Annotated in this window: 25 protein-coding genes; 6 read left to right on the forward strand and 19 right to left on the reverse strand. The window is 62.8% G+C overall.

Annotation, left to right across the window (positions count from 1 at the left end; translation table 11 throughout):
• Positions 1–19 precede the first annotated feature (19 nt).
• Both ATE48_RS03840 and ATE48_RS03845 read left to right on the forward strand, forming a co-directional pair.
• Complete coding sequence (locus tag ATE48_RS03840) at positions 20–631, forward strand: uridine kinase family protein (protein WP_066767980.1); 612 nt, start codon at positions 20–22, stop codon at positions 629–631.
• Positions 628–1482, forward strand: a complete 855-nt coding sequence (locus ATE48_RS03845) for a TIGR01459 family HAD-type hydrolase (protein WP_066767982.1) — start codon at positions 628–630, stop codon at positions 1480–1482. Before ATE48_RS03840 ends, ATE48_RS03845 begins: the two co-directional genes overlap by 4 nt.
• Here the strand turns inward: ATE48_RS03845 and ATE48_RS03850 are convergent.
• Positions 1479–2399: a tetratricopeptide repeat protein gene (locus ATE48_RS03850; RefSeq protein ID WP_066767984.1), complete on the reverse strand. Its 921-nt coding sequence runs from the start codon at positions 2397–2399 to the stop codon at positions 1479–1481. The genes ATE48_RS03845 and ATE48_RS03850 overlap by 4 nt on opposite strands.
• A 76-nt stretch (positions 2400–2475) precedes the next feature.
• Here ATE48_RS03850 and ATE48_RS03855 point away from each other — a divergent pair, with 76 nt between their 5' ends.
• Positions 2476–3246 (forward strand): SDR family NAD(P)-dependent oxidoreductase, encoded by a 771-nt coding sequence (locus ATE48_RS03855; RefSeq protein WP_066767990.1) that lies wholly within the window; start codon positions 2476–2478, stop codon positions 3244–3246.
• Here ATE48_RS03855 and ATE48_RS03860 read toward each other — a convergent pair.
• Positions 3243–3617, reverse strand: a complete 375-nt coding sequence (locus ATE48_RS03860) for a response regulator (RefSeq protein ID WP_066767992.1) — start codon at positions 3615–3617, stop codon at positions 3243–3245. The two genes, ATE48_RS03855 and ATE48_RS03860, sit on opposite strands and share 4 nt — an antisense overlap.
• Before the next feature lie 264 nt (positions 3618–3881).
• Here ATE48_RS03860 and ATE48_RS03865 point away from each other — a divergent pair, with 264 nt between their 5' ends.
• Positions 3882–4811, forward strand: a complete 930-nt coding sequence (locus tag ATE48_RS03865) for a bifunctional riboflavin kinase/FAD synthetase (RefSeq protein WP_066767993.1) — start codon at positions 3882–3884, stop codon at positions 4809–4811.
• On the opposite strand, the gene ATE48_RS03870 is transcribed toward ATE48_RS03865, so the two are convergent.
• Genes ATE48_RS03870 through ATE48_RS03880 form a run of 3 tightly spaced genes read right to left on the reverse strand, consistent with a single transcriptional unit; the run spans position 4808 to position 6021 of the window.
• Positions 4808–5239 (reverse strand): MaoC family dehydratase, encoded by a 432-nt coding sequence (locus tag ATE48_RS03870; RefSeq protein ID WP_066767995.1) that lies wholly within the window; start codon positions 5237–5239, stop codon positions 4808–4810. The two genes, ATE48_RS03865 and ATE48_RS03870, sit on opposite strands and share 4 nt — an antisense overlap.
• A 9-nt stretch (positions 5240–5248) precedes the next feature.
• Positions 5249–5704: a tRNA adenosine(34) deaminase TadA gene (tadA, locus tag ATE48_RS03875; protein WP_228126776.1), complete on the reverse strand. Its 456-nt coding sequence runs from the start codon at positions 5702–5704 to the stop codon at positions 5249–5251.
• The gene (locus ATE48_RS03880) at positions 5701–6021 is read right to left on the reverse strand and encodes an antibiotic biosynthesis monooxygenase family protein (protein ID WP_066767997.1); all 321 of its coding nucleotides are present in this window, start codon (positions 6019–6021) and stop codon (positions 5701–5703) included. The genes tadA and ATE48_RS03880 overlap by 4 nt, the downstream gene beginning before the upstream one ends.
• Here ATE48_RS03880 and ATE48_RS03885 point away from each other — a divergent pair.
• The gene (locus ATE48_RS03885; RefSeq protein WP_066767998.1) at positions 6020–6772 is read left to right on the forward strand and encodes a pseudouridine synthase; all 753 of its coding nucleotides are present in this window, start codon (positions 6020–6022) and stop codon (positions 6770–6772) included. The genes ATE48_RS03880 and ATE48_RS03885 overlap by 2 nt on opposite strands.
• Here the strand turns inward: ATE48_RS03885 and ATE48_RS03890 are convergent.
• On the reverse strand, positions 6769–7476 hold the full coding sequence (locus ATE48_RS03890) for a YjbE family putative metal transport protein (protein WP_228126777.1): 708 nt from the start codon (positions 7474–7476) through the stop codon (positions 6769–6771). The two genes, ATE48_RS03885 and ATE48_RS03890, sit on opposite strands and share 4 nt — an antisense overlap.
• A gap of 133 nt (positions 7477–7609) precedes the next feature.
• Between ATE48_RS03890 and rsmD the strand changes: the two genes are divergently transcribed.
• Entirely contained in the window at positions 7610–8173 is a 564-nt protein-coding gene (gene rsmD / locus ATE48_RS03895; protein WP_066768002.1) for a 16S rRNA (guanine(966)-N(2))-methyltransferase RsmD, read from the forward strand.
• Here the strand turns inward: rsmD and ATE48_RS03900 are convergent.
• From ATE48_RS03900 to ATE48_RS03960, 13 genes are all read right to left on the reverse strand, one after another.
• Positions 8170–10215 (reverse strand): amidohydrolase family protein, encoded by a 2046-nt coding sequence (locus ATE48_RS03900; protein WP_066768004.1) that lies wholly within the window; start codon positions 10213–10215, stop codon positions 8170–8172. The two genes, rsmD and ATE48_RS03900, sit on opposite strands and share 4 nt — an antisense overlap.
• Positions 10216–10255: 40 nt before the next feature.
• The gene (locus tag ATE48_RS03905) at positions 10256–11809 is read right to left on the reverse strand and encodes a toll/interleukin-1 receptor domain-containing protein (RefSeq protein WP_066768006.1); all 1554 of its coding nucleotides are present in this window, start codon (positions 11807–11809) and stop codon (positions 10256–10258) included.
• Positions 11810–11989: 180 nt separating this feature from the next.
• Positions 11990–12307 carry a YciI family protein gene (locus ATE48_RS03910; protein ID WP_066768008.1) on the reverse strand — a complete coding sequence of 106 codons (318 nt, stop codon included), beginning with the start codon at positions 12305–12307 and terminating at the stop codon, positions 11990–11992.
• 144 nt (positions 12308–12451) lie between these two features.
• Positions 12452–13291: a TolB-like translocation protein gene (locus ATE48_RS03915; RefSeq protein ID WP_066768010.1), complete on the reverse strand. Its 840-nt coding sequence runs from the start codon at positions 13289–13291 to the stop codon at positions 12452–12454.
• Positions 13292–13314: 23 nt separating this feature from the next.
• A complete protein-coding gene (locus ATE48_RS03920; protein WP_066768012.1) occupies positions 13315–14148 on the reverse strand; it encodes an SGNH/GDSL hydrolase family protein in 834 nt (277 codons plus the stop codon).
• A gap of 4 nt (positions 14149–14152) precedes the next feature.
• Positions 14153–14596: a hypothetical protein gene (locus ATE48_RS03925; RefSeq protein WP_066768014.1), complete on the reverse strand. Its 444-nt coding sequence runs from the start codon at positions 14594–14596 to the stop codon at positions 14153–14155.
• Positions 14597–14613: 17 nt separating this feature from the next.
• Entirely contained in the window at positions 14614–16008 is a 1395-nt protein-coding gene (locus ATE48_RS03930) for a dihydrolipoamide acetyltransferase family protein (protein ID WP_066768019.1), read from the reverse strand.
• Positions 16009–16015: 7 nt separating this feature from the next.
• Positions 16016–17029, reverse strand: a complete 1014-nt coding sequence (locus ATE48_RS03935) for an alpha-ketoacid dehydrogenase subunit beta (protein WP_156767587.1) — start codon at positions 17027–17029, stop codon at positions 16016–16018.
• 3 nt (positions 17030–17032) lie between these two features.
• Entirely contained in the window at positions 17033–18283 is a 1251-nt protein-coding gene (locus ATE48_RS03940; protein ID WP_066768020.1) for a thiamine pyrophosphate-dependent enzyme, read from the reverse strand.
• Positions 18283–19314 carry a Leu/Phe/Val dehydrogenase gene (locus ATE48_RS03945; RefSeq protein ID WP_228126778.1) on the reverse strand — a complete coding sequence of 344 codons (1032 nt, stop codon included), beginning with the start codon at positions 19312–19314 and terminating at the stop codon, positions 18283–18285. The genes ATE48_RS03940 and ATE48_RS03945 overlap by 1 nt, the downstream gene beginning before the upstream one ends.
• A complete protein-coding gene (locus ATE48_RS03950) occupies positions 19311–21098 on the reverse strand; it encodes a DUF885 domain-containing protein (RefSeq protein ID WP_066768023.1) in 1788 nt (595 codons plus the stop codon). Before ATE48_RS03950 ends, ATE48_RS03945 begins: the two co-directional genes overlap by 4 nt.
• A 212-nt stretch (positions 21099–21310) precedes the next feature.
• Positions 21311–22078, reverse strand: a complete 768-nt coding sequence (locus ATE48_RS03955; RefSeq protein WP_066768025.1) for a hypothetical protein — start codon at positions 22076–22078, stop codon at positions 21311–21313.
• On the reverse strand, positions 22079–23605 hold the full coding sequence (locus ATE48_RS03960) for a hypothetical protein (protein ID WP_066768027.1): 1527 nt from the start codon (positions 23603–23605) through the stop codon (positions 22079–22081).
• Positions 23606–23653: the final 48 nt, after the last annotated feature.

Below are 23653 nucleotides of genomic sequence, written 5' to 3' on the forward strand. Positions count from 1 at the left end.
GTTTGTCCACCTAGCCGCAATGACGAAACTCATCGCCATCACGGGCGGCTCGGGAGCCGGTAAAACCACCGTTGCGCGCGCGCTTGCCAAGCGCCTCGGCGCCGGCGCTGTCGTGATCGCAGAAGACGATTATTATCTTTGCTCCTCGAAGGTCGCTGACTTCGATCCCGCTACTTACAATTTCGATACGCCTGCCGCGAAAGAACACGGCCTGCTGCGCGAGCACCTTGCGCTCGCCAAGAGCGGCGCAGCTTTCGATAAACCGGTCTACGATCTCGTCACGCACACGCGCATGCCTAAGCTCGAGCGCATCGTTCATGCCGACTACGTGATCGTCGAAGGCTTGCATCTGCTCACGACGCCGGACCTTGGCGACATTTTCGACGTCAAAGTCTTCATGCACGCCGACGAAGCTCTCCGTCTCGGTCGCCGCATGATCCGTGACGTTGAATCGCGCGGCCGCACCCCGCACTCGGTGATGGCGCAATTCTTCAACCATGTCCGCGCCATGCACGATGCGCATGTTGAGCCTCAGCGTGCACGGGCCGATATCGTCATCGTCTGCCCCTTTGAAGCCGGACCTGATCATGCGGACGCCAGCGCCGCCCAAATCGCGGAGCACCTGACGTGACCCTGCCTATCGACACTATCGACGACATTGCGGATCGCTACGACGCCGTCCTCTGCGACGTGTGGGGCGTGCTGCACAATGGCCGCACCGCCTATCCTAGCGCGTGCGCCGCGCTGCGGCGCCTCAAGCGTGCAGGCAAGCACGTCATTCTCATCACCAACGTGCCAAAGCCGCGCGGCCCAATCCCTGACCAGCTTGATCGCGCCGGCGTGCCGCGCGACGCCTGGGACGCAATCGTGACTTCGGGCGACGCCATCCGCGCCGAACTTGCAACACGCGCACCAGGGCCAATGTTCAAGATCGGCCCCGACGATTACGACCGCACGCTTTGGGAGGGCCTGAACCTCACCCAAGCACCGATCAGTAAAGCGGCGTTCTTAGCCATCTCGGGCCTCAACCGTGATGATGAAACTCCGGCCGACTACGCCGAGCTGTTGCGCGAGGCCAAGGCCCACAACCTCGATCTCATCTGCGCCAACCCCGACATCGTCGTACAATTCGGCGACCGTATGATCTGGTGCGCCGGCGCCGTCGCGCGCGATTACGAAGCTATCGGCGGCAAAGTCATCATGGCGGGCAAGCCTTATCCGCCGATCTACGATCTGGCCCGCAAAGAACTGGCCGAGATCGCGGGACGCATTGTCGATCCCGCGCGCATCCTTTGCATCGGCGACGGCGTCGTCACCGACATCATCGGCGCCAACGCGCAAGGCCTGGACGTGCTCTTCATCGCCGCTGGTATTCATGGCGAAGGCCTGCAGACCAACGGCAAGCTCGATCCGGCGAAGGTCGATGCGGCGCTTGCCCAAGAGAAGGCGCGCGCCACTTACGTCATGGCGGCGCTGGCTTAATAGGTTCGCACGCCGAAATCGTCGAACTGCTCGCCGATATGGCTGTCGAAGTCGCGCGCGAGGTTCATGTCTTGCGTGCCCTGGTTGTCACCGCTGCGGCGGCGCGCAACACCGCGTCCGAACAACGCAATTGGATTGCCGGACTCGACCGCCAGCGCCGCATCGAATGAGGTTTTTGCATCGGCCCATTGGCCCTCTCGCAATTGCAGGACGCCACGGCAGAGCTGGCCTTCGACATAATTCGGATTGGCCGTCACCGCGGCATCGGCATCCTGACGCGCGCGGTCGTACTGGCGTTCCTGATTGAGATCGAGCCAGCAGCGACCGGCGCGCGCCTCAGCCAGATTGCCATCGGCGCGGATCGCCTGATCGAAATCGTTGGCCGCGCCGTCGAGATCGCCCAAACGCTGCTTCGCCCGCGCACGGCCCGCCAACGCGGGCGCCGAACGCGGTTCGTGGTCAAGCGCGGTGTTGAACAAAGTGATGGCCTCCGAGAACTCACCGCGGCGAAGCAGGATTTGCCCCAGCAATTCATGCGCCCGCCCGGACTGATCAAGCTCGATCGCACGGCGCAACGCAGGCTCGGCCGCATCGAGCTGGCCGCTCGCCAGCAGAATGCGCCCACGGCCCAACAACGCTGCCGGGTTCGCACCGTCCAACTCGATCGCGGACGCATAATCGCGCAGCGCCGCTGTGACATCTCCCGCTTCATCGTTGGCGTCGCCACGCGTGCTCAGCGCGATCGAACGCTGCTCTGGCGTCAACGCTGCGTTCTGCGCGGCCACGGTGCACGCTTCGATCTTCGCTTCAGCCTCGGTTGCGCTGAGGCAGCGGGCTGAATCGTCAACGACCTCAGGAGGATCGCACGCCGCCAGCGCCAGCGCTGAAAACACACCTGCCAGCCAGACCTTGCGCATGCGCGCCCCTCCTCAAGTCACCTGGACCGCCCCGCGGGGGCGCGCCTAGACTGCCTCAAATAGCAGGGAGACGTCGATGGCCAATTTGTTCAATCTCACGGGCAAGAGCGCTATCGTCACGGGCTCCTCGCGCGGCATAGGCAAGCAGATCGCCTACCGCCTCGCCGAACACGGCGCGAACGTCGTCATCTCCTCACGGAAGCAAGACGCCTGCGATGCGGCGACGGCTGAGATCAATGAGAAGGTTGGCCGCAAAGCCGCCATCGCCATCGCCTGCAACATCGCCGCGAAAGAGGCGCTGCAGAACCTCGTCGACGAAACCAATCGCGCGTTCGGCAAGATCGACATCTGCGTCTGCAACGCCGCCTCGAACCCGTATTTCGGGCCAATGAGCGGCATCAGCGACGATCAGTTCATGAAGATCCTGCAGAACAACATCATCTCCAATCACTGGCTGATCAACATGTGCGCCCCCCAAATGCGCGAGCGCAAGGATGGGGCTGTGATCATCATTTCGTCGGTCGGTGGATTGAAGGGCTCGCCGGTTATCGGCGCGTATGACATCTCCAAAGCCGCCGACATGCAGCTGGCGCGCAATCTGGCCGTTGAGTTTGGTGCGGACAATGTGCGGGTGAATACGATCGCGCCGGGCCTGGTGCAGACGGATTTCGCCAAGGCGCTTTGGGAGAATCCAGAAATCTTGAAAGCCTCGACCTCGCGCGCGGCCTTGAAGCGCATCGGTCAGCCTGACGAGATCGCTGGCATGGCTGTCCTGCTCGCATCGCAAGCAGGCGCATTCGTAACCGGTCAGACGATCATCATCGATGGCGGCGTGATGGCCGCTTAGAACGCGCCAATCACGGGGACGAGCGTCGATTTCAGCGCTTGAGCGCTGAACGGCTTCACGATGAAGGTGGACGCGCCTTGTGCTTCAGCGCCTTCGGAATTGTCGTTGGCGACCATCACGAAGGGCGTCTTTGCAATGCGCTCTTCAGCGCGAACGCGTTGAAGAAATTCCACGCCAGTCATCGGGCTCATGTGCGAGTCGGAGATCACCAGCGCATATTCCTTGTTACGCATCTTGGCCAAGGCGGCCGCGCCGTCATTTGCTTCGTCGATATTGGTGAAGCCGAGTTGGCGGAGCAGGTTTCGCATGATGCGGATCATCGTGTTGTAGTCGTCCACGATCAAAATCGGCATCGTCATTGAAACGGACATTGGCGCCAGCCTTTCCCAAGCAACCGGCGCTTGTTATTTGCTGGAGGCGCCACACCACCGGACCAGGGTGCGATGGCCCGGCGGTGAGACGTTTCCGGCTCTTGTGCGCCGTGTCGTGGGAACACTGGTAGCAAAGAGCTGAGAATTTTCGGTAAAACAGCACTTAAGTATGAATGAACGCGAGCGTTCCGCGGGCTCTTGCGCTTAGAGTTTGGCAACGCATCGAACTGCAATTGGCCCAAACGCGAAAGACTTTGTGAACCAATGCCGACTTTGGGGCCTTCCTCAACAATTCCTAACGATGCGCGCGGCGCGGCGATTGCGCTCGGCAAATTCGACGGCGTACATGCAGGCCACCAAGCTGTGATCGCGAGCGCGCACCAAGCTGCGGAGAGTCTGGGCGTCCCTCTCGGCGTTGCGGTGTTCGAGCCCCACCCCTTCCGCTTTTTCAATCCAAGCGCACCGCCCTTTCGTTTGCAGAACGCCAGCCAACGCGTTCGCGCTTTGAGTGAACTTGGCGTCGACGACGTTTTCGAACTTGGCTTCGATGCCGAACTTGCCGCGTTAAGCGACCGTGAATTCGCTAAGCTGGTCCTGCGCGATCTGCTCGGCGTCGCACACGTCAGCGTCGGCGCGGACTTCCGGTTCGGCAAAGGCCGTTGCGGCGATGTCGAAAGCCTGACGCGTCTTGGGGCGGAGTTTGGCTTCAGCGTCGATGCGATCCAGCCGATCGGCGGCGCGCAGAAGATTTCATCCACTCATATCCGCGCGGCACTCGAACGCGGGGATATGGACGCCGTCACCGACGCGCTGACGCGCCCATGGGCTATCGAGGGCGAGGTCCTGCAAGGCTTTCAACGTGGGCGCACCTTGGGCTTTGCGACCGCGAACGTGGCGCTTGGCGAATATGCCCGTCCGCGCCTTGGCGTATATGCCGTGCGTGTCGATGTCGGTGACGATGTGCTCTTGCCGGGCGTCGCTAGCGTCGGCGTGAACCCGACTGTCGGCGCACTGCCCGAGCCGCTGCTGGAAGCACACCTCTTCGATTTCAGCGGCGACCTTTACGGCCAGACGATCGAGGTCGAACTCATTGCTTTTCTCCGCGACGAAGCGAAGTTTGATAGCCTCGGCGAACTCAAGCGCCAGATGACCCAAGATGTCATCGACGCGCGCCGCGCGCTAATCGGTTCTTAGGCGGGCTTCGCCGTCGCCTTCACTTCCGCCTCGCCGGACAGGACGATCTTGTCGCCGACCCGGCACTCGCACTTCAACTTTACGCGGCGACCGCGCTCGACCAATTCCAACACTTCGATCGTCGTCTCGACTGTGTCGCCGATCATCACTGGCGCGCGAAAGCTCAAATTCTGTGAGATATAGATCGAACCAGGCCCCGGCAGACGGGTTGCGATCAGCGCCGACACGAAGCTTGCGGTGAAAATCCCGTGCGCGATACAACCGCCGAACGGCGTCGTTGCAGCATAGGCTTCATCGAGGTGGATCGGATTGTGATCGCCGCTGATCTCGGCGAACGCCGCGACCTTCTCCTTGGTGACCTGATTGCGCGAGGATTCGCGCATGCTGACGCTGAGATCTTCGAAATAGAGGGTTTGAAATTCTGACATGGGGTTCCGTTAGCGCCGAGCTTTGAAAAAGTCCTTGAGCAATGTCGCCGCAGCGTCCGCCTCAACGCCAGCGGTCACACTGGGTTTCCAATGGCATTGCGGATGATCCCACACCCGCGCGCCCTGCGCGACGCCGCCGCTTTTGGGATCGCTCGCGCCATACACAACCCGGGCAATGCGCGCATGGCTGATCGCGCCGGCGCACATCGCGCAAGGCTCCAGCGTGACGTAGAGTGTAAGATTGGGCCGGAGGCGATAATTCCCGGTGACTTCAGCGGCGCGCCGCAGCGCCACGATCTCGGCGTGGGCTGTGGGATCGTTGAGGCCAATCGGGCCATTGGCGGCGCTGGCGATAGTTTCGCCCGTTGCTTCATCGACGATAACGCACCCCACCGGTGTTTCGCCCTGATCCGCCGCCGCTTGCGCTAGAGCGAGCGCCGTTCTCATGTGATCCGCATCGCTCATGGGCGGCGCAATTCGAGCAGATCCGCGACCGCTTCGCCCTTCGCCAATGTCTCGAACGTGCCAGGCACGATGGCGGCCAGATATTGCTGGCGGGCCTCATCGTCGCTGTGGTGCATTCGCGTTTCCATCGCCTTCTTCCAAGTGTCTTCGTCCGGCCATTGCGCGTAGGCGACAAACACCCCTTCGCCCATCTTATGCAGGCGCGAACCCCAGCCGCCGAATTCCGCGGCGATCCGCTCGGTGCCGCGACGCCAACCAGCCTCGAATTGCGCCTCGAGCCCTGGTACCACCTGCCAACGGTAAATCACTGCGAACATGGCCAACCCTACTGATCCCCCTTCTAGCCCGGAAGCTGAGCGCATTGCGAAGTTCCTCGCGCGCGCGGGCGTGTGTTCGCGCCGGGATGCCGAGCGGCTGATCGCCGAAGGGCGCGTGAAACTCAATGGCAAGGTGTTGGATACGCCGGCTGTGAAAGTCACCGCAGCCGATAAGGTTGTCGTAGATGGCCGCCCGATCGGCGCGGCCGAGCCTTCGCGCATGTGGCGCTATCACAAGCCCTCCGGCCTCGTGACCACCCACCGCGATCCGGCCGGACGCGCCACGGTTTTTGAAAATCTTCCACCCGACATGCCGCGCGTGATTTCGGTTGGCCGCCTCGATCTCACATCGGAAGGGTTGCTGTTGCTCACCAATGACGGCGAACTCGCGCGCAGGCTCGAACTGCCGGCCAACGGTTGGCTCCGCCGTTATCGCGCGCGCGCCTATGGTCGCGTGGCGCAGGAGGAACTCGACACGCTGAAGAACGGCATCACCGTTGACGGCGTCCGATACGGATCGATCGACGCCAAGCTGGAACGCGGCGGCGGCGCCAATTCGTGGATCACGGTCAGCATTACCGAAGGCAAGAACCGCGAAGTGCGCCGCGTGCTCGACGCGCTAGGCCTCAAGGTGAACCGCTTGATCCGGACCTCCTACGGCCCATTTCAGCTTGGCACACTGCAGCCAGGGGCCGTCGAAGAAATCCCGCGCAAGGTGCTCAAGGAGCAACTCGGCAAAGACGCCTTTTAAGCGTGACCGCCGAGGAAGCTCGGAATTGCGGGTATGTATTGCGGCAGGAAGTTGTGACCATCTTCCCAGATCATCCGCGTGCCCGCGAACAAGATGATGATGACGCCGACGACAGCGATCCAGCGATACTTGTCGATAACGCGGGCGATGATGGATGCGGCGACGCCCATCAGGATCACCGATAGGATCAAGCCGAACCACATGATCACTTCGTTATGGCGCGACACGGCAGCCACCGCGAGAACGTTATCGAGCGACATCGAGACGTCAGCGATAACGATGGTCAGCAAAGCGCTGGCGAAGGTCTTGGGCGTCTTGCCATGAGAGGCGATGACTTCAGCCGCATGCTCACCCGCCACAGGATCGCCGACTTGGATCGGGCGATGCGCTTGCAAATCTGACCACATGCGCCATGCCACCCAGAACAGCAGCAAGCCGCCGACGAGCAGCAGGCCCTGAATGTTCAAGAGGTGAAGCGTGACGCTGGCGAAGGCGATACGCAGCACCAGGGCGATGACGATGCCCCAGAAGATCGCGCGGCGTTGCTGAACGGCGGGCAGCGCCGCGGCGGCGAGGCCGACGGCGACGGCGTTGTCGCCCGCCAGCGCGAGATCGATCAAAATGACCTGAAACAGCGCCGCGAAATTTGCGACTGCGTGATCAGGATTGAATACGTCGGCAATGCTGGCGATCAATCCTTCCACGGCGGCGGCGCTCCTATTCCCCGATCCACAGTGGGGAAGCCCTTCTCCCCGAACGCTGACGTTAAGGTCAAGCGCTTGGCGACGGGCCGTTAGCGCGACATATGGCGCTGGACCGGATAAGTGAAGGATCGCAATGCGGATCGTTGGAGGCCAATACAAGGGACGCGCGATCACAGCGCCGGCTGGACGCGACACCCGCCCCACGTCCGACAGGGCGCGCGAAAGCCTGTTCAATGTTCTGGCGCATGCCGATTGGTCGCCTGGGCTGGAAGGACGCCGGGTGCTCGATCTCTTCGCTGGCTCGGGCGCGCTGGGTCTTGAGGCCATGTCGCGCGGAGCCGTTTTTGCGCTCTTTGTCGAAACCGATTCCGCGGCGCGCGGCGCCATCCGGGACAATATCGAGGCGCTTGGCCTTTTCGGAAACACGCGCATCCATCGGCGCGACGCGACCGACCTTGGCCCCAAGCCCGCGGGCCTGGGCGAACCATTCGATCTTGTATTCCTCGACCCGCCCTACGGCAAAGGACTCGGCGAACGCGCGCTCGCGGCGTTGCGTGAAGGCAGCTGGATGACGCCGGATGCGCTCATCATCTTGGAAGTCGGCGCCGACGAGACGCCAATCCTACCAGCCTATGAAACGCTCGACGAACGCAGCTATGGCGCCGCGAAGCTGATCTTCCTGAAGCTGCTCGCCTAGTTTGCGCGATGCGGCGGCCCGGAAATGCCGACCGCACGGCGCAACGCATCAGCCTGCATCAAACGGCCATCGCGCATCACGACGACAACATTGCGCAGATCGCCGATGTTGCGGCCAGGATCGCCCTCGACCAGCACGAGGTCAGCAGCCTTTCCGACGCGTATAGAACCGGTTTCTTCGCCGACGCCGAAGAGTTGCGCCGGGACGATGGTTGCGGTCGCCAACGCATCCGCGGGTGAGAAACCGGCCTGCACGTAAAGCTCAAGCTCGCGAACCAGTTCAAGTCCGCTGCCATCCGTGCCCGCCACGATTGTCACGCGGCGGCGATGAAGCTCACTGACCAGGTTCATCAAGGCTTGCTGAGAACGCCGCATCTGTTCGCGCGAAACTTCCTCGGTAGTCGCGAAACTTGCGGCTCTGAAGCCACGCTCCACCGCCGGCGGCATCGTTCCCATGAACGGCGCGTAGGCCGGGGCAATCTCGCCCATTTCGGGGACGTACCCCCCCTCGAAGATCGAGATCGTCGGATCGACGGCGACATGGCGGCGCGCCAGCTCATCGAGATAGGCGCGCATTTCAGGCGAGCGCAAATTCACGTCAGCCGCATAACGCGCGGTGCCGTAGAAGCGCGGCAAGCCGTTTGAGTTTTGCACCACATCATCGGGCATCGCCTGCATCATGACGAAGTTGATGTGGGTGATTTCATTGTAACCGGCGCGGATCGCCTCAAGCGGGCGCATGCCGTGCGGAATGTGGCCTTGCACGTGCAGGCTAAGGCGATGCGCTTCGGCGGCAATCGGCGCGACAAGCGAGGGCTCCAAAGTGCCATAGAGCTTCACGCCGAAATAGCCGGCCTCGTGGGCATGGTGTACGGCCGCCATGCCTTCTTCAACATTGCGTGCCACGGTCGCCATCTGCGCGGTATTGGGGCCTTCGCCATCGATGAGCAGCGAGGCGATAATGCGCGGGCCGAGCAGTGCGCCCTCATTGATGCGCGCGCGGCGCGCCATCAGGTCAGCGTCGCGGTTGCCTGGATCGCGGATGTTGGTGATGCCCTGGGAGAGCAGCAATGGACCTGCATCATCGCTGCTGAAGTGCTGGTGGCTATCCCACAGGCCCGGCGTCAGCGTGCGGCCCTCGCCTGAGATCACTTGCGCACCGGCTGGGGCGCGAACACTGCGGCCGCCAACAGCTGTGATGCGGCCATCGACGACGACGACGTTTTGGTTGTTGCGGAAGCGTCGCGCTTCGGCGTCAAAGATACGGACGTTCTGAAAATAGACCGGCGTCGTCGTGCGCGGTCCAACGTCCCGCACCAGAGCGGTGGCGCGGCCGGAGAGGGCTTCGTCCTGCGCGGCGCTCAGTTCATTGGCGACGCCCTCCCAGCCGACCGGGATATAAGACAGAAAGCCTGCGTAGGCGAAGAAGCGATCACCATCGTACCAAACCGGAAACGGCGAGAGACCGAAGCCGACGATCGCGTAGGCGGTGAGGGTCTTGGTTTCGCGGCCGTTGGACACGCTGCGCGTCGCCAGCTGCACCAGCTCGGCGCGGCCTGACGGCAAGAGTTGAATGGCGTGATCCGGACGCGAGCGCAGGTAATCGATGAGCGCGATAGTGCTGTCGAGCGTGCCGCCGAAGGATGCGTAGAACGCGCCCGCCGGAAGCGCCGCGCCGCCACTGTCGACGGGCGAAAGGAATTGGTAGGCGCCATCGGCAACGCGGAAGGTTTCGGCGGCGTCGCCCGACGGGGTGGTCCCGCGCACAGTGAGGCTCTGCAACACGCCATCGGCGCCAAGGCGCATCTGCTGATCGACCTCAGTGACGAAGCCGCGAAGCAAGATACTGTCGCGCGACCAGCGGACCCCGTCGGCGCTCCAACGCTGCGAGGTGCCGTGCCGGCCCGCTGTCGAGATAATCGCCCAGGTTTCCGCGTTGACGGGCGCTTGGGCCAGGCCAGCGGCGGCGTCACTCTGGGCGCGGCTTGGCGGCGCGATGGCAAAGCAGAACAACGCAACCAAAGTTGCCACGAAACGCTTCATGGTTCCCCTCCATCCGCTCCGTGGGCGGCGATCAGTTTAGTTACGGCGTCGGTGTCACTTCCGGGCGGACGACGATGGCGCGCTGGCGCAATTGCGGCGCGAGCTGAACATCGTTGCGCAGGTTGGTGCGGAACTGGCGTTGGCAGCGCTGCAGCAATTCTTCATCCGGCGCGGCGACATCATGCTGCTCCTGCGCTTGGCGCAGACGCTCGCATGCTTCGCGTGTGCGGCCCGAACGATCTAGCGCGCGAACGAGTTGTTGCGCGTCGGCTTGGATGACTTCAGCGGCGGCTGAGTCCGGCGCAGCTTGCGCCACCTGCTCGCGCGCAGTGTAGGCCTGCGAGAAGCGCGCGCTGGCGGCGGTGAAGTCACCGCGCTGTTCGGCGATCTGACCAAGCTCGGACGCGACCGGCGCACGCAGCTCCGGCGATGTCAGTTGCGGCAGCGCCAGTTGCAGCTGTTGCTCGGCGGCGGCGGTGTCGCCGCTGTTTTGTGCGGCAACGCCTTCGGACACTTGCGCGGCTGCGGTCGCTTCGGCACTGCGGTTCACGCGCTCATAGGAACGCGAGAGCATGCGCCACACGGCCGGATCGCGGGTGCGGAGGCTGGTGGCTTGTTCCAGGGCGCGTTGGCCCAACGGATTGTTGTTCACTTCGCCGACCGAACCGCAGAGCAGATAGATGTCCTCGCGCAGCGGATCGTCCGGATGCTCGTTGGCGTAGGTCCACAATGTCTGCATGGCCGCATCACGCGTGCCTTCTTGCGACATTTGCGCGACCGCAAGGCGCACTTGCGCATCCGGGTGCGCGGCCAGCGCAGTGAAGGCGGCGCGATAAGCTTCACGGGCGGTCGCGTCGAACGAGGCTTCGCTGACAGCGCCATCGGCGGTCATACTCGCACTTGGCGCCTCAGCGGACGGAGCTGGTTGCGCGCCATCGACACGCGCCTCCTGGGTTTCGCCGAGGGCGCCCGATTCCAGAATTTGCGCGAGCTGGATCGCCTGCTCCGGGGTGAGCTGACCTTCAGCCAGCAAGCGCAGCAATTCGGCGCGCAGATCCGGCGGCGGCGGATCGGGGCGCACGAAATCGTTCACCACCCAGGCAATGCCCGCGATCAGCGCGATAACGGTGAGCAAGGAAACAACGCGAATGCGCGTGCCCAAACGGCGGCGGCGGCGCTCGATCTCGTTGGTGTTGACGGCGCGACCGGAAAGCTTGGCGCTCAGCACTTCAACGAGTAGCTGCATTTGCGGTGCGTTGGCGCCGCCATTCCAGCGAGTAAAATCTTCAGCCTGAAAAGCGCCAAAGCCGAGCGGGATCTGCACTTGATCCAACATGACCGGCACCAGGCGGCCTTCGTCGCGGGCGCGACCGGCTTCATCGCGGACGAACGTTGAGTTGGCGGAACTCTGCGTCCAGACGACGATGACCGCCTTTGCGTCCTTCAGCTCTTTTTCGATGATGGCGGTGTAGTCCTGACCCGCTGCAAGCGAGCGATCCCACCACACGTTGAAGCCGCGCTCCTGAAGCGCCTCGGCAAGTGGACGAACACGCGCACGATCTTCGCTCGCGTAAGAAATAAAGATGTCCGCCATCCACGCACCCTCGGTCGCCGGCGCATTTTCGCACCGGCCTTATGTGTCCCAGGTCCGTATTAGGCGCTTGAGATCAGGACGGGAAGATGACCGCGGTCACGGAAGCGTGGGTTTCGGAATTTTCCTTGTGTATGCCAGGGCTTATGACGGGCGACCGGGATGACGATTTCTGGACGCCCTCTAGCGCTGCAAGCGTTGGTGCAGGGCGCGAACGTCCATGAGGGCGGCGGTGGCGCACCAGGGGTAGGCTTCGCACGAGAACACGCCCGCCGCGACGGCAGGATCACCCCCGATCAGCGCGGCGGCTTCCTCGACGCTTTGCGTATTCAAGATGAAGATGCCGCGATACTCGCGCTCGTTCGGACCCAATCGTCCTGCAACGACGAGTGAGCCCCGCTGCGCGAGGCGCCGAATATTGGCCATGCGCACGAGGAAGAGACGCTCGCGTTCGGCGTCGGAGAGATCAGTGCTGGGGCCGGTCGTCAGGATCGCGAGCACGCGCTCATCGGCGCCGAGGCGCTGCGCGAGCGCTGATCAAACGATTGGCTCTGCGCTGGGTTCGCAGTGCTGGCGCAGGAGATCAGAGCCAAGCAGGGGGCGAATATCATCAAGCCACGCATGTGCATCCCTCTGCGACCAAGACTAGCACGTGCGCGCGGCGTGCATCAGAACGTGCATCTCGTCGATCTTGGCGTGAAGATAGAGTGCGCCGTCCGGCGCCACGCTTGGCCCCTCGACGAAACCGATGATAGCGGCGATGCGCGCCGGAACTCCAAAGGCGCTCGTCACATCGGCGCGGGTCGCGACCATGATTTCGAGCGCCGGCGGCGCCAGAAAATGCGGTGTGAGGCGCGTGAAATAGAGTTCGAGTTCATTACTCGATGTTGCAGGCGCGTATTCGAGCGCCCTGCTCGTATTGATGCTGGCGAACCAAAAATCGAATTCTCGCGCGCGGCGCCATCCGTCGCGCGTGCGAACAGCCAGGCGGAGGTCTGACGCGCGTGGAATAGGCGCGGCCCAGCGCGTATCGGCGATATAAAGGCGGCGCCCGTCGGCGCTGATTTCCGCGTCCATGTTGAAGAGCGGCCAGCGCCCAGGCGTGAGCGCGTGATTGAGCACTGGAGAGTCCACGGCAGCGCCGGCCCAATGACCCGTCCAGATCGCGGCGGCGCGACCGTTGGCGATACGCGGTGAGATGTAAGCAAAGGTCCCGTCGCGCGCGAGCGATGGAACGCCGTCTAGTTCTGCAGAATTCGCACCGGCGACTGGCCCCCGGTAGCGAAAATGCGTGTCATCGATCCGGCTGGCCCAGAACATATCGGTCTGGTCGGACGGGCCGTTGCGATTGTTGAAGAACAGCGTCTCGCCGTCACGGCTAATGAACGGCTCCATCGCGTGGCCGGAATAGCCAGCTATCTGCACAGGCTGCGGCGGGCCAAAGCAAAGGGCGAGCGCAAGTGCGGGTAAGAATGAAAGCGCCATGGCCGGAGCTTAGCACGGCGATGCTAGCGCGCGAGCAGCGCGTCCAGACGCTCGGCGATGACTTCCATACCGCGCGTGTTGGGATGCCAGGGTGCTTGCGTGCCGGCGTTATCGCGCGGCAGGCCAGTGCTCCAGGGGTCGGCGTCACATGGCGTGTGGTTGCGCGAAGCTTCGTCGATACGGAAAACCTCAGCGCCATTGGCTTCGCCAGCGCGCGCGGTAACTTCAGCAAGGCGCGCGGCGACGACGCGCAGTTCAGCGGCTTCAACCTCTGAGAGGCGTGAGTTGGCGCACTGAACTTGAGGAACCAAAGTCACGTATTGGATGAAGATGACGCGCGCTTCGGGGGCGCGGCTTTTGATTTGGCGTGTGGCCTCACCGAGATTGCGCTCGAGCGTTTCGAAAGCATCGGAAGCGATTGGAAACGGCGCCGCCGGGCACGGCACGGAGAAGGTCGCAACGCGAATGGTCTCGTCCGGATCGCAGCTCGCCTGCGTGAGGTTGCCGGCATAGGCGACATCGTTGCCACCGATCGTGATGGTGACTAGGCGTGTATCAGCGGTGATCGCGTCGATCTGAGCTGGGAGTTCATTCCAAGCGTTCAGAAGATGCGTCGACGTCGCGCCGCCGCAACTGACATCCGTGAGCGCAAGGTTGCGGCGCGCGGCGAGCAGATGGGCGTAGTTCACCTGGCTTTGATAGCAGCGCGCCGGGCTTGCCTCGGGCGCAGGACCGGCGCCGGAGCCCGCTGCGAAGGAGCTGCCCATGTTCACGTAGCGCGCGCCTTCATTCAGCGCCGGCGGATGGGCGCAGGCGGAGACCGAAAAAGCAACGGCGGCGATGAGGGCGAGGCGCATTCTGCTAGCTAACGGGCACGGCTGGGCCGTTGCAAACTGTACGCGCACGCTCCGTAAATTCCGCTGGTAGATCAACGGCGCCTGGCGGCAAGACCCAACGCACGGTGCGCCGAATTACGTGGTTCGGGTCAGAGCGGATTTCCGCGTAAGAGCTTTCCGACATCCGGAACTCGCGTGATGCAGCGATCGAGCTCTCACCAAAACCGTATCCAGCCGGCCATTCGAGCGGCGATGTGCAATTTAAAGTGCGATCAGATCTGACGGTACAACACACAACGGCGGCGCCCTGAACACCCTCGTCGACTGCGCGCTGCGGATAATTACGCGCGAAGGTATAACCATCTGGCCGCGCCTCCCAGGTATAGGTGGGCGTGGCCTGCGTTTCCTGCGCGAAGGCAGCAGTGACGGCCAACGTTGCCACCATGGCGCAGGCCACAAAATACTTCATGGCCCAGCCTAGCGAACTTAGCGCTCGATGAACAGCGCAGCGGGGTGTTCAAGCAGGCCCTTCACGCGCTGGATAAAGGCGGCGGCGTCATAGCCATCGACGACGCGGTGATCGAAGGACGATGAGAGATTCATCATCTTGCGGACCACGATCTGGCCATTCTTAACCACAGGACGCTCGACGAGCTTGTTGACGCCGATGATCGCGACTTCCGGGTGATTGATCACCGGCGTCGTCACGATGCCGCCAAGGGCGCCGAGCGAGGTGATGGTGATGGTCGAGCCCGAGAGTTCGTCCTTGCCGGCGCTGTTGTTCCGCACGGCGGCGGCAAGGCGCGCGACTTCGATAGCGCTATCCCAGACATCGCGCGCTTCGACATGGCGCACGACCGGCACAATGAGGCCGTTATCTGTTTGTGTTGCGATGCCGATATCGACGTTCTCGTGGCGATAAACGACGCCGTTCTCGTCATCATAGCGGGCGTTGATCTGCGGGAAATCCGGCAGAGCCAGCACCAATGCGCGCATCAGGAACGGAAGCATGGTGAGCTTCGGCTGATCATTGCGCTTGGTAGCGTTGAGGTGCGCGCGAAGTTCTTCAAGCTCGGTGAGATCGGCTTCTTCGACGTAGGCGAAATGCGGGATGCGGCGCTTGGCGTCCTGCATCTTCTCCGCGATCTTGCGGCGAAGCCCGATGACCTTCACCGGCTCGATGCCGTTCTTCTCCGCGAGCGCCGAGCCTGTGCGGCGAGCGCCTACGGCGGGCACGAGCACAGCGTCGAGATCTTCGTGAGTGATGCGGCCATCGGGGCCGGTGCCGCGCACTTGGCCAAGATCAATGCCGAGCTTTTGCGCGCGCGCACGAACGGCGGGCGACGCTTGCGCTTGGCTCCACTCACGCACAGAGGCTTCGCGCGGCTCGGGCTTGGCCACGGCTTGCGCAGGCTTTGGCTTGGGCGCGGCGCTTGAGGGCATCGCAGCGGCGGGTACTGCCGTCGCTTTGGGCGCTGCGCCTTGCATGGCGGCCTGCACTTCGTCTTCGGACCAGGTCGCGCCAGCGGGCGCTTTGATTTTGGGCTTGGGCGCCGGCTGTGCTGGAGGCGCAGGTGGCGGGGCCTTTGCTTGCGGTGGTGGCGGCGGCGGCGCGGGCGCGGCTTCTTCTTCGCCCTCACCCTGCACTTCGAACACGACGATCGCGCCGCCAACGGGGGCCATATCGCCGGGTTCACCGTTGAGCGAAATGATCTTGCCCGCCACCGGCGCCGTCATTTCGACAGTCGCCTTATCGGTCATCACATCGACGAGCGGCGCGTCTTCTTTGACGACGTCGCCAACACGCACGTGCCAGGCGACGATCTCGGCCTCAGCTGTGCCTTCACCAACGTCAGGGAGTTTGAAAACGAATTGGCCCATGGGCGCGTCAGGCCTCCATCACGCGGCGCATCGCTTTGATGATGCGCGGCGGCGTCGGGAAATACTCCCATTCAAGGGAGTGCGGATATGGCGTGTCGTAACCGGTCACGCGCTGAATCGGCGCTTCGAGTTTGTAGAAGCAGCGCTCCTGGATCATAGCGCTGAGTTCGGCGCCGTAACCGGACGTGCGCGTGGCTTCGTGCACGATCACGCAGCGGCCGGTTTTGGAGATCGAGGCTTCGATGGTTTCGTTGTCGACTGGCACCAGCGTACGCAGATCGATGACCTCAGCATCAATGCCGGCTTCTTCAGCGGCGGCGAGCGCGACGTGCACCATGGTGCCGTAAGCGAGCACGGTGACGGCCTCGCCCTCGCGGACGATGTTCGCCTTGCCGAGCGGGATTTTATAATAGCCCTCGGGCACTTCGCTGGCGGCGTGCTTCGACCACGGCGAGACTTGCCGATCGTGGAAGCCGTCGAACGGGCCGTTATAGATGCGCTTCGGCTCCATGAAGATGACCGGATCATCTTCTTCGATGCACGAAATCAGCAGGCCTTTGGCGTCGTACGGCGTTGACGGGATCACCGTCTTCAGACCGGCGACGTGTGTGAATAGAGCTTCCGGCGATTGGCTGTGGGTTTGGCCGCCGCGAATGCCGCCGCCGTAGGGCATGCGCACGGTGAGCGGCGCGGTGAAGTCACCGGCGGAGCGATAGCGCAGGCGCGCGGCTTCGGAGACGAGCTGATCGTAAGCCGGGTACATGTAATCGGCGAACTGGATCTCGATCACCGGACGCAAGCCATAAGCGGCCATGCCGATGGCGACGCCGGCGATGCCGTTCTCGTTGATCGGCGCGTCAAAGCAGCGTTTGGCGCCGTACTTCTTCTGCAGATGCTCGGTGACTTTGAAGACGCCGCCGAAATAGCCGACGTCCTCACCGAAGGTGAGCACGTTCGGATCGCGCTCCATCATGTTGTCGAGCGCTGAGTTCAGCGCCTGGATCATGGTCATGCTGGCCATGGCTTACGCTTCCCCCTGTTCGTCGCGCTGCTCACGCAGGTGCCACGGCATATCTTTATAGACGTCCTCGAACATGCTTTCGCGAGTGTGTGCGGCGCCCGGGCCAAGCACGCCGACTTTCTCGGCCTCGCGGCCGACGGCGCGCACGGTTTCGATCGCTTCTTCCTGCGCGGCGCGATGTTGCTCTTCCGACCACTCGCCGAGCGAGACCAAGTGATCGCGCAGACGTTCGATGGGATCGCCGAGGGGCCATTGGCGCGCTTCATCGGCTGGGCGATAGCGCGAGGGATCATCCGAGGTTGAGTGCGGGCCGGCGCGATAGCTGAAGAGCTCGATCATCGTCGGACCGAGATTGGCGCGTGCGCGCTCGGCGGCCCATTGCGTCGCTGCATAGACGGCGAGGAAGTCGTTTCCGTCGACGCGGAGCGGCGGAATGCCATAGCCCACGGCACGCGCGGCGAAGGTGGTGTTCTCACCGCCGGCAATGCCTTGGAACGATGATATCGCCCACTGGTTGTTGACGACATTGATGATAACCGGCGCGCGATAAACGTTCGCGAACGTCATCGCTGCGTGAAAATCGCCTTCGGCGGTTGAACCTTCGCCAAGCCAAGCGGCGGCGATGCGACCATCGTTTGAATAGGCGGACGCCATCGCCCAACCCACGGCTTGCGGCACCTGCGTGGCGAGGTTGCCGGAGATGGTGAAGAAGCCGTCCTTCTTCGATGAATACATAACCGGCAGCTGGCGGCCCTTCATCGGATCGCGCGCGTTCGAATAGATCTGGTGCATCATGTCGACGAGCGGATAGCCGCGCGCGATCAGAATGCCCTGCTGACGATAGGATGGGAAACACATGTCATCCGGCGCCAGCGCCATAGCTTGCGCAATCGAAATGGCCTCTTCACCGAGCGACTGCATATAGAACGAGGTTTTGCCCTGACGCTGAGCACGGTGCATGCGCTCGTCGTAAGCACGCAGCAGCAGCATGTTCTTCAAGCCACGGCGAAGATCATCGGCGGAAATGTGCGGTGTCCATGGACCTAGCGCATTGCCTTCCATGTCGAGCACGCGGATGAGGCCGTAGGCGAAGTCGCGCATCTCAACGGCGCTCTCGTCGATGTCCGGCTTCGGCGTGGCGCCGGGCTCAGGGAACGACCAGCCGCTGAAATCGGGCTTGTCGCCCGGGCGCGCTCGCGGCGCGGGGATATGCAGATCGAGCGCGTTCGACTTGCGGCTACTCATATCGTCCATCACCCTTTTCTCGCGGCGGCTAGTTTATCGCGGACGATACGGTCAGCGGCCTGGTGCGGCGTCAGGTTCTCGCTCTTGGCGGTTTCCAGCACCCGCAGCAAGCGGGGCGCAATCGCGCGCACGCGCGCTTCGACCACGTCGGAGGCTTCACCCAGATACTCAGCCGAGACGTTGATGATGCCGCCAGCGTTGACGACATAATCCGGCGCATAGGTGATGCCGCGTTCGACGAGGCGCGCGCCATCGGCCTCGGTGGCCAATTGGTTGTTGGCGGCGCCGCAGACGATCGGCGCGGCCAGTTCCGGGATGGTCTTGGCGTTGAGGCCGGCGCCGAGCGCGCATGGCGAGAAAAGATCGGCGCTGACCGCGTGGATCTGATCCACAGGCGCGATCTCGACACCGAAGGCTTCGGCGCGCTGGAGATTGACCTTGTTCACGTCGGCGACGACTAGCTTTGCGCCCTCGCCAGACAAGAGCTTGCAGAGGTTGAAGCCAACATTGCCGACGCCCTGCACAGCAATTGTACGCCCCTGCACAGAGCCGCCCAGCAATGCCTTGATCGAAACGAACGTGCCGAGCGCGGTCATCGGTGAAGGATCGCCGCCGGCTTGGCCGTGCTCCTTCGGAATGCCGGCCACATGGGAGGTCGCGCCGGCGATGGCGCGCATATCGGCAACGGAGGCGCCGACATCTTCCGCAGTGATGTACTTGCCGCCGAGTTTCTCAACGGCCGCGCCGAACGAGCGGAAGGCTTCGACGCGATCGGTGTTGATGCGATAGATCACGGCCTTGCCGCCGCCGAGCGGCAGATCGGCCATCGCGTTCTTGTAGGTCATACCGCGCGAGAGGCGCAGCGCGTCCGTCAATGCATCATCGGCGCTGTCGTAATCCCAAATGCGGCAACCGCCCGCGGCTGGGCCGAGGGCGGTGTTGTGCACAGCGATCACGCCGGCGAAGCCTTGGGCTTCGCCGCCTACGAAGACGACATCCTCGTGACCATCGAAAGATGCATTCTGCTTTGGGTCCATCATTGGATCGGTTCATCCAGCAAGAGTTGACGGGCGAAGCGGCCTGGGGGTGAGCCGAAGGCCAAGACACCATCGTGATAGGTTTTGAGATTGAACGCAGCGCCGGCTCGTTGACGGGCGGCCGTGCGCGTTTCGAGGTGCTCCTGGAAGCCGACGAAGTAAGTCGAGAGCTGCGTCACCGAAAGCTGTGCGCGGCGCCATTTGCCCGCCGCTTCGCGCTCTTCCTGGAACGCGGTCTGCGTGAGGAACGTCATCATCTCTTCTTGCGTCATGCCGTCGACGTGGATGGCTTGATCGATGATGGCGTTGGTGATGGTGCGCAGCTGCACTTTGAGTTGGCTCAAGCGATAAAGCGGATCGTTAGCGCGGAAGCCGCTCTCGATCATCATCTCTTCGGCGTACACCGCCCAGCCTTCAACGAATGAGCCCGAGCCCAACACGGCGCGCAGCGTCGAGGGGTAACGGTTCGAGTGGAAGATCTGCACGTAGTGGCCAGGCATGGCTTCGTGCACGGCGATGTCGAGAGTCGCGCGGTTGTTGTACTCGCGCAGGAATGAGACGGCCTGTTCTTCGGTCCAATCGTCCGGGATCGGCGAGACGGCGTAGAAAGTATCGAGGTGGCGCTCAAGCGGGCCCGGCGAGTCACAATAGGCGACGGCAAAGCCACGTTGGAATTCCGGCATCAAGATCACGCGAACCGGGCCCTCAGGCAGCGTGATGAGATCGTGCTGCTGGACGTGGCGGCGCGCTTCTTCGGTGGCGGCGGTGGCGATCTCGACGAGCTGATCGCGTGCGGGACGATCGGCGGCGGCGAGATCGAGCGCGGCGCGGATCGCGGCTTGCTGCTGTTCGGCGGTTGGGCTGTCAGGCGTGGCAGGCGCATTGGCCTGACCAGCGAGCGCGAGCTTGGCGACGCGGTACATTTCCTGGCGCACGCTGACGACGGCGGCTTCGGCGCGCTGGCGAATGTCTTGGCGCGAGAGCGTCGAGAGCAATGTGTAGCCAAGTTGCGTGTCGAACACCTCGGCGCCGGCGCGAAAATCGGCCTGTGCGGCTGGAACGAGCGTGCCCGTGATCCAAGCTTGGTGCTCATCGACGGCGGCGTTGAAGGCTTCGATGGCGCGTTCGAGACGGCGTTGCTTCGAGGCCGAGAGCACGCCCTTGTTTGGTTCGATCATGCCGGTGACGATCGACTTCAAGCCGGGATTTTGCGCGGCGTAGGTGGCGGCATGCGGCACCGGCACGCGGGCGGGTTGCAGCTCTGCGCGGGTTTGACGGAGTAGCGCCGGGATTTTTTCGAGGCGATAGATCGCGCTTTCCATGCGCTGCGGCATCGGCGCGAATTCGCGCGCCATCAGGCCGTAAAGCGCCCCGCCCGCGAGCGATTGATAGCCGAGCGGATTCCAAGCCCAGGTTTGCCAAGTTTCGGTTTGCCAAATTTGCGCGCGCAGCGAATTGGCGAGCAGTTCGTAATCGACTTGGTTGGCGCGCGAGAGCTGGGCCCTGTCGATGGCTTCGAGTTGGCGCAACGTGTCCTGCGTGAAGCGGAGTGCGGCGTTGCGGCCAGCGGCGCTGACGTCATCGATGTTACGATCGAAGCGGTGATCGCCAATAGTGGTGGCGGAGACTGGCGAGTAGCGCATCGAGCGATCAAGCCAACGGCGGCCCAATGCTTCGAACATGCGATCGGCGCGGCTTGGCGTTTGCGCGAACGCATCGGCGCCAACGAGCGGGACAAGCAATGTTGATCCGAGTGCGAGAACGACCCGGCGGCGCGATGTTTTCATGTGGACGCTTCGCTCCTCAGCAGCGATTGCAGAGCGCACCGGCGGCGCGCCCAGCCTTGATTTGCCGCGGAAAATACCCAGGCGCGGATTCTTGGCAACAATCGGCTTATAATCGGAAATTCGTTGCCGGTTGAGTTACCAAAAAGGGTGCAAATAACCCTTGTTGTTTCAAAATTAGGTAAATTGTTGCTGCCGCAGTGCAGCAATTCGCTTTAGCTGATCTGACGCCAGGAATAATCAGCGCCGATCCGGCCAAAGGCGCGGTCCCAGGCGGCGCGGACTTCATCTTCGGTAACGTTGTGATCGCGCCCGTGGGCGACAAAGTAGACGTCGAACGAAACGCCCTGCGCGGCCGGACCAAACTGACGTTCAACAACATCGCCAAGCTGATCTTCGGCGCCTGCATAGATGCTGTAGAGCGGCGAGTTCTGGCGCATGTCAGACACCAAGATGAGACGGCGATGCTGAACCGCGGCGTTGAAATCATCGCTGCCGAGCCAGCGATGCACGTACTCAACGATGGGGCTGGTCGCAGCTTCTGATGGCTCGCGCACGTCTTCGACGATGCGCTCGGCAGCGCCTACGAAACGCTGTTCGAAATCGCGCATGGTGTAGCGGCGGCCGCGATAGAGATCAGACCAGAACGTCGGCTCGCCCGGATTGCACACCGAAAAAAGCGGATGCACCGATTGTTGCGCGTCAAGCGAGACGATCGAGAATTTCTCGTACTTATCGGTGTCGCGCTGGGCATTCTCGACAAGTTGCGTGAGCGCTGCGCCCATGGCCTGGGTCCATCGATCGGTGCGGTCGACGATAACGACCGTGTGACCCGCGAGCGGGCGATCGGTTGGGCAAAGAGTGGCCGCGTCCAGTTCAGCCGGACGCATCACCCAGACTGAAAGGCTGAGCAACAGGATGGTGAACAGCACGCCGGCTGTGAAACCGGCATAGCGGCGGTTGGCCTCGCGATCGCGGCGCATCTATCGAGATCTCCGGCGATGACGGAATGAGACGGCCTCAGCGGGCGCCTCTTCGTCTTCTTCAGGTTCAGCGACTTCGAGCGTGACGGGCGCAGCGCGTTTTGAGTTAGCGAACTCTCCGCGCACAGCGATGGTGGCGTTGTTCTCGATATTCTTCAGGAACGGCGTCAGCTCGTCGTCGTAGAAGGAGTGATATTCCGCCTCGAGTTGCGCGCGCGCGCCGGCCAATTGGCTCTTGCACGCGGTGATGTTCGAAGTTGCACGGCTGAAAGCGGTGGTCAGCGTTTCGATGATTTCGGCTGATGAAGGCGGCTCTGCGTCATCGAAGGCGTCGCGATCGAAGTAAGCGGGCGCGCGGGTTTCGCGAGCTTCGCGATTTGCGTCGCGATAGATTTCGATGGCGTCGCGGCCTTCAGCCAGGATTTCAGCGGCGGTGAAATCCCAGATGGCGGCGTTGTCCTGCGTCCGCGCGATGGCCTGACGCAGCGCCCCAACGGCGGACGCGCTAGTGACGTTGATCTGGTTCAGCGCCTGATCGGCGTCGGCCTTCGCTTCGTCGATATCGCTGGAGAGACGTTGGGCGATGTCTTGAGTGCGCTCACGCGCTTCTTCCATACGGCGGTGGCGCGGGCCGTAACCCGGATAGGGATCATCCCAATTGGCGCCGCGATGGATGGCGAAGATGCCGATCAATAGCGCGATGACAAACAGAAGCAGAGATTCAAGCTGCTGGAACGGCTGGAACGGTTGGGTCATCACCGAGGTGAGGATGTTGTCCGGCGCCGGCGCGTCGAGTGAGCTATGAGACAGCGCATAGCGATAGTGCGCGATATAGAAAGCAAAAAGCAGCAGAAGCGAGTTGCCGACGACAAGCGCAGGCACGGCCCAAATACGATGCCTGCTTCCGCGGCCATCGGCGCCGCGATAATTGAGATAGCGCCAGGGGCCCGCGCCAATAAGCGAACCGGTGAGCACGACAAGCACTGAAATCATCAGCGCCGTCGTCCAACCCTGGACGAGACCGCCGGGGCTCGCCTGCCCGATCATCCAGCCGTTCGCCGCGACCTCGACAACGAAGAGCAGCGCCAACCAGAAGACCTTGCGCCAAAAGACGTTGTCGTAGCATGGCTCGGTTTCGGTGAGCTCGTGCTGGATGCGGAAAGCGCGATAGTCGCGATAAGAACGCGCGAAATCGATTTGCGCCGCGTTGAGTTCGAGGCCAAGCGCCGCTTGCGCACGCGCTTTACGGGCGCGGAAATTGGTGAGGATGGTCTGCGGCTCGCTGGCGAGCGTTTCGAGATCTTGCGGCAGCGTCGTGAAGTCCTGCCCTGACCCGACGCCCAAAATCTCGTTCGATTTTTGCGAGATGGCGCCTTCGATGCGGCTCACGACCATCGCTTCGACAGCGGAGAGCCTCGTATTTTCGGAAGCGGGAATATTCTTGGCGCCGTCAGCGGCGCCTCGATCACTGAGTTTCAGATCAGCGTCAAGTTGGTCAGCGGTAAGCTTAGGAATGGCGCCCTCCATTCGCGTATTAGGTGCAGCGCCTGTGAACACATATGCGCGGGGGCGAGT

Origin of the sequence: Candidatus Viadribacter manganicus (assembly GCF_001679665.1) — a bacterium.
Lineage (GTDB): Bacteria > Pseudomonadota > Alphaproteobacteria > Caulobacterales > Aquidulcibacteraceae > Vitreimonas > Vitreimonas manganica.

What these genes read in the sequence shown, in the direction of transcription:
- ATE48_RS03945 (WP_228126778.1), bottom strand. Translation starts at nt 19,314, where the DNA reads ATGATGGACCCAAAGCAGAATGCATCTTTCGATGGTCACGAGGATGTC.
- ATE48_RS03935 (WP_156767587.1), bottom strand. Translation starts at nt 17,029, where the DNA reads ATGGCCAGCATGACCATGATCCAGGCGCTGAACTCAGCGCTCGACAAC.
- ATE48_RS03860 (WP_066767992.1), bottom strand. Translation starts at nt 3,617, where the DNA reads ATGTCCGTTTCAATGACGATGCCGATTTTGATCGTGGACGACTACAAC.
- ATE48_RS03960 (WP_066768027.1), bottom strand. Translation starts at nt 23,605, where the DNA reads ATGGAGGGCGCCATTCCTAAGCTTACCGCTGACCAACTTGACGCTGAT.
- ATE48_RS03950 (WP_066768023.1), bottom strand. Translation starts at nt 21,098, where the DNA reads ATGAAAACATCGCGCCGCCGGGTCGTTCTCGCACTCGGATCAACATTG.
- rsmD (WP_066768002.1), top strand. Translation starts at nt 7,610, where the DNA reads ATGCGGATCGTTGGAGGCCAATACAAGGGACGCGCGATCACAGCGCCG.
- ATE48_RS03900 (WP_066768004.1), bottom strand. Translation starts at nt 10,215, where the DNA reads ATGAAGCGTTTCGTGGCAACTTTGGTTGCGTTGTTCTGCTTTGCCATC.
- ATE48_RS03850 (WP_066767984.1), bottom strand. Translation starts at nt 2,399, where the DNA reads ATGCGCAAGGTCTGGCTGGCAGGTGTGTTTTCAGCGCTGGCGCTGGCG.
- ATE48_RS03885 (WP_066767998.1), top strand. Translation starts at nt 6,020, where the DNA reads ATGGCCAACCCTACTGATCCCCCTTCTAGCCCGGAAGCTGAGCGCATT.
- ATE48_RS03920 (WP_066768012.1), bottom strand. Translation starts at nt 14,148, where the DNA reads ATGCGCCTCGCCCTCATCGCCGCCGTTGCTTTTTCGGTCTCCGCCTGC.
- ATE48_RS03940 (WP_066768020.1), bottom strand. Translation starts at nt 18,283, where the DNA reads ATGGACGATATGAGTAGCCGCAAGTCGAACGCGCTCGATCTGCATATC.
- ATE48_RS03880 (WP_066767997.1), bottom strand. Translation starts at nt 6,021, where the DNA reads ATGTTCGCAGTGATTTACCGTTGGCAGGTGGTACCAGGGCTCGAGGCG.
- ATE48_RS03915 (WP_066768010.1), bottom strand. Translation starts at nt 13,291, where the DNA reads ATGGCGCTTTCATTCTTACCCGCACTTGCGCTCGCCCTTTGCTTTGGC.
- ATE48_RS03955 (WP_066768025.1), bottom strand. Translation starts at nt 22,078, where the DNA reads ATGCGCCGCGATCGCGAGGCCAACCGCCGCTATGCCGGTTTCACAGCC.
- ATE48_RS03865 (WP_066767993.1), top strand. Translation starts at nt 3,882, where the DNA reads ATGCCGACTTTGGGGCCTTCCTCAACAATTCCTAACGATGCGCGCGGC.
- ATE48_RS03870 (WP_066767995.1), bottom strand. Translation starts at nt 5,239, where the DNA reads ATGTCAGAATTTCAAACCCTCTATTTCGAAGATCTCAGCGTCAGCATG.
- ATE48_RS03930 (WP_066768019.1), bottom strand. Translation starts at nt 16,008, where the DNA reads ATGGGCCAATTCGTTTTCAAACTCCCTGACGTTGGTGAAGGCACAGCT.
- ATE48_RS03855 (WP_066767990.1), top strand. Translation starts at nt 2,476, where the DNA reads ATGGCCAATTTGTTCAATCTCACGGGCAAGAGCGCTATCGTCACGGGC.
- ATE48_RS03905 (WP_066768006.1), bottom strand. Translation starts at nt 11,809, where the DNA reads ATGGCGGACATCTTTATTTCTTACGCGAGCGAAGATCGTGCGCGTGTT.
- ATE48_RS03840 (WP_066767980.1), top strand. Translation starts at nt 20, where the DNA reads ATGACGAAACTCATCGCCATCACGGGCGGCTCGGGAGCCGGTAAAACC.
- tadA (WP_228126776.1), bottom strand. Translation starts at nt 5,704, where the DNA reads ATGAGCGATGCGGATCACATGAGAACGGCGCTCGCTCTAGCGCAAGCG.
- ATE48_RS03925 (WP_066768014.1), bottom strand. Translation starts at nt 14,596, where the DNA reads ATGAAGTATTTTGTGGCCTGCGCCATGGTGGCAACGTTGGCCGTCACT.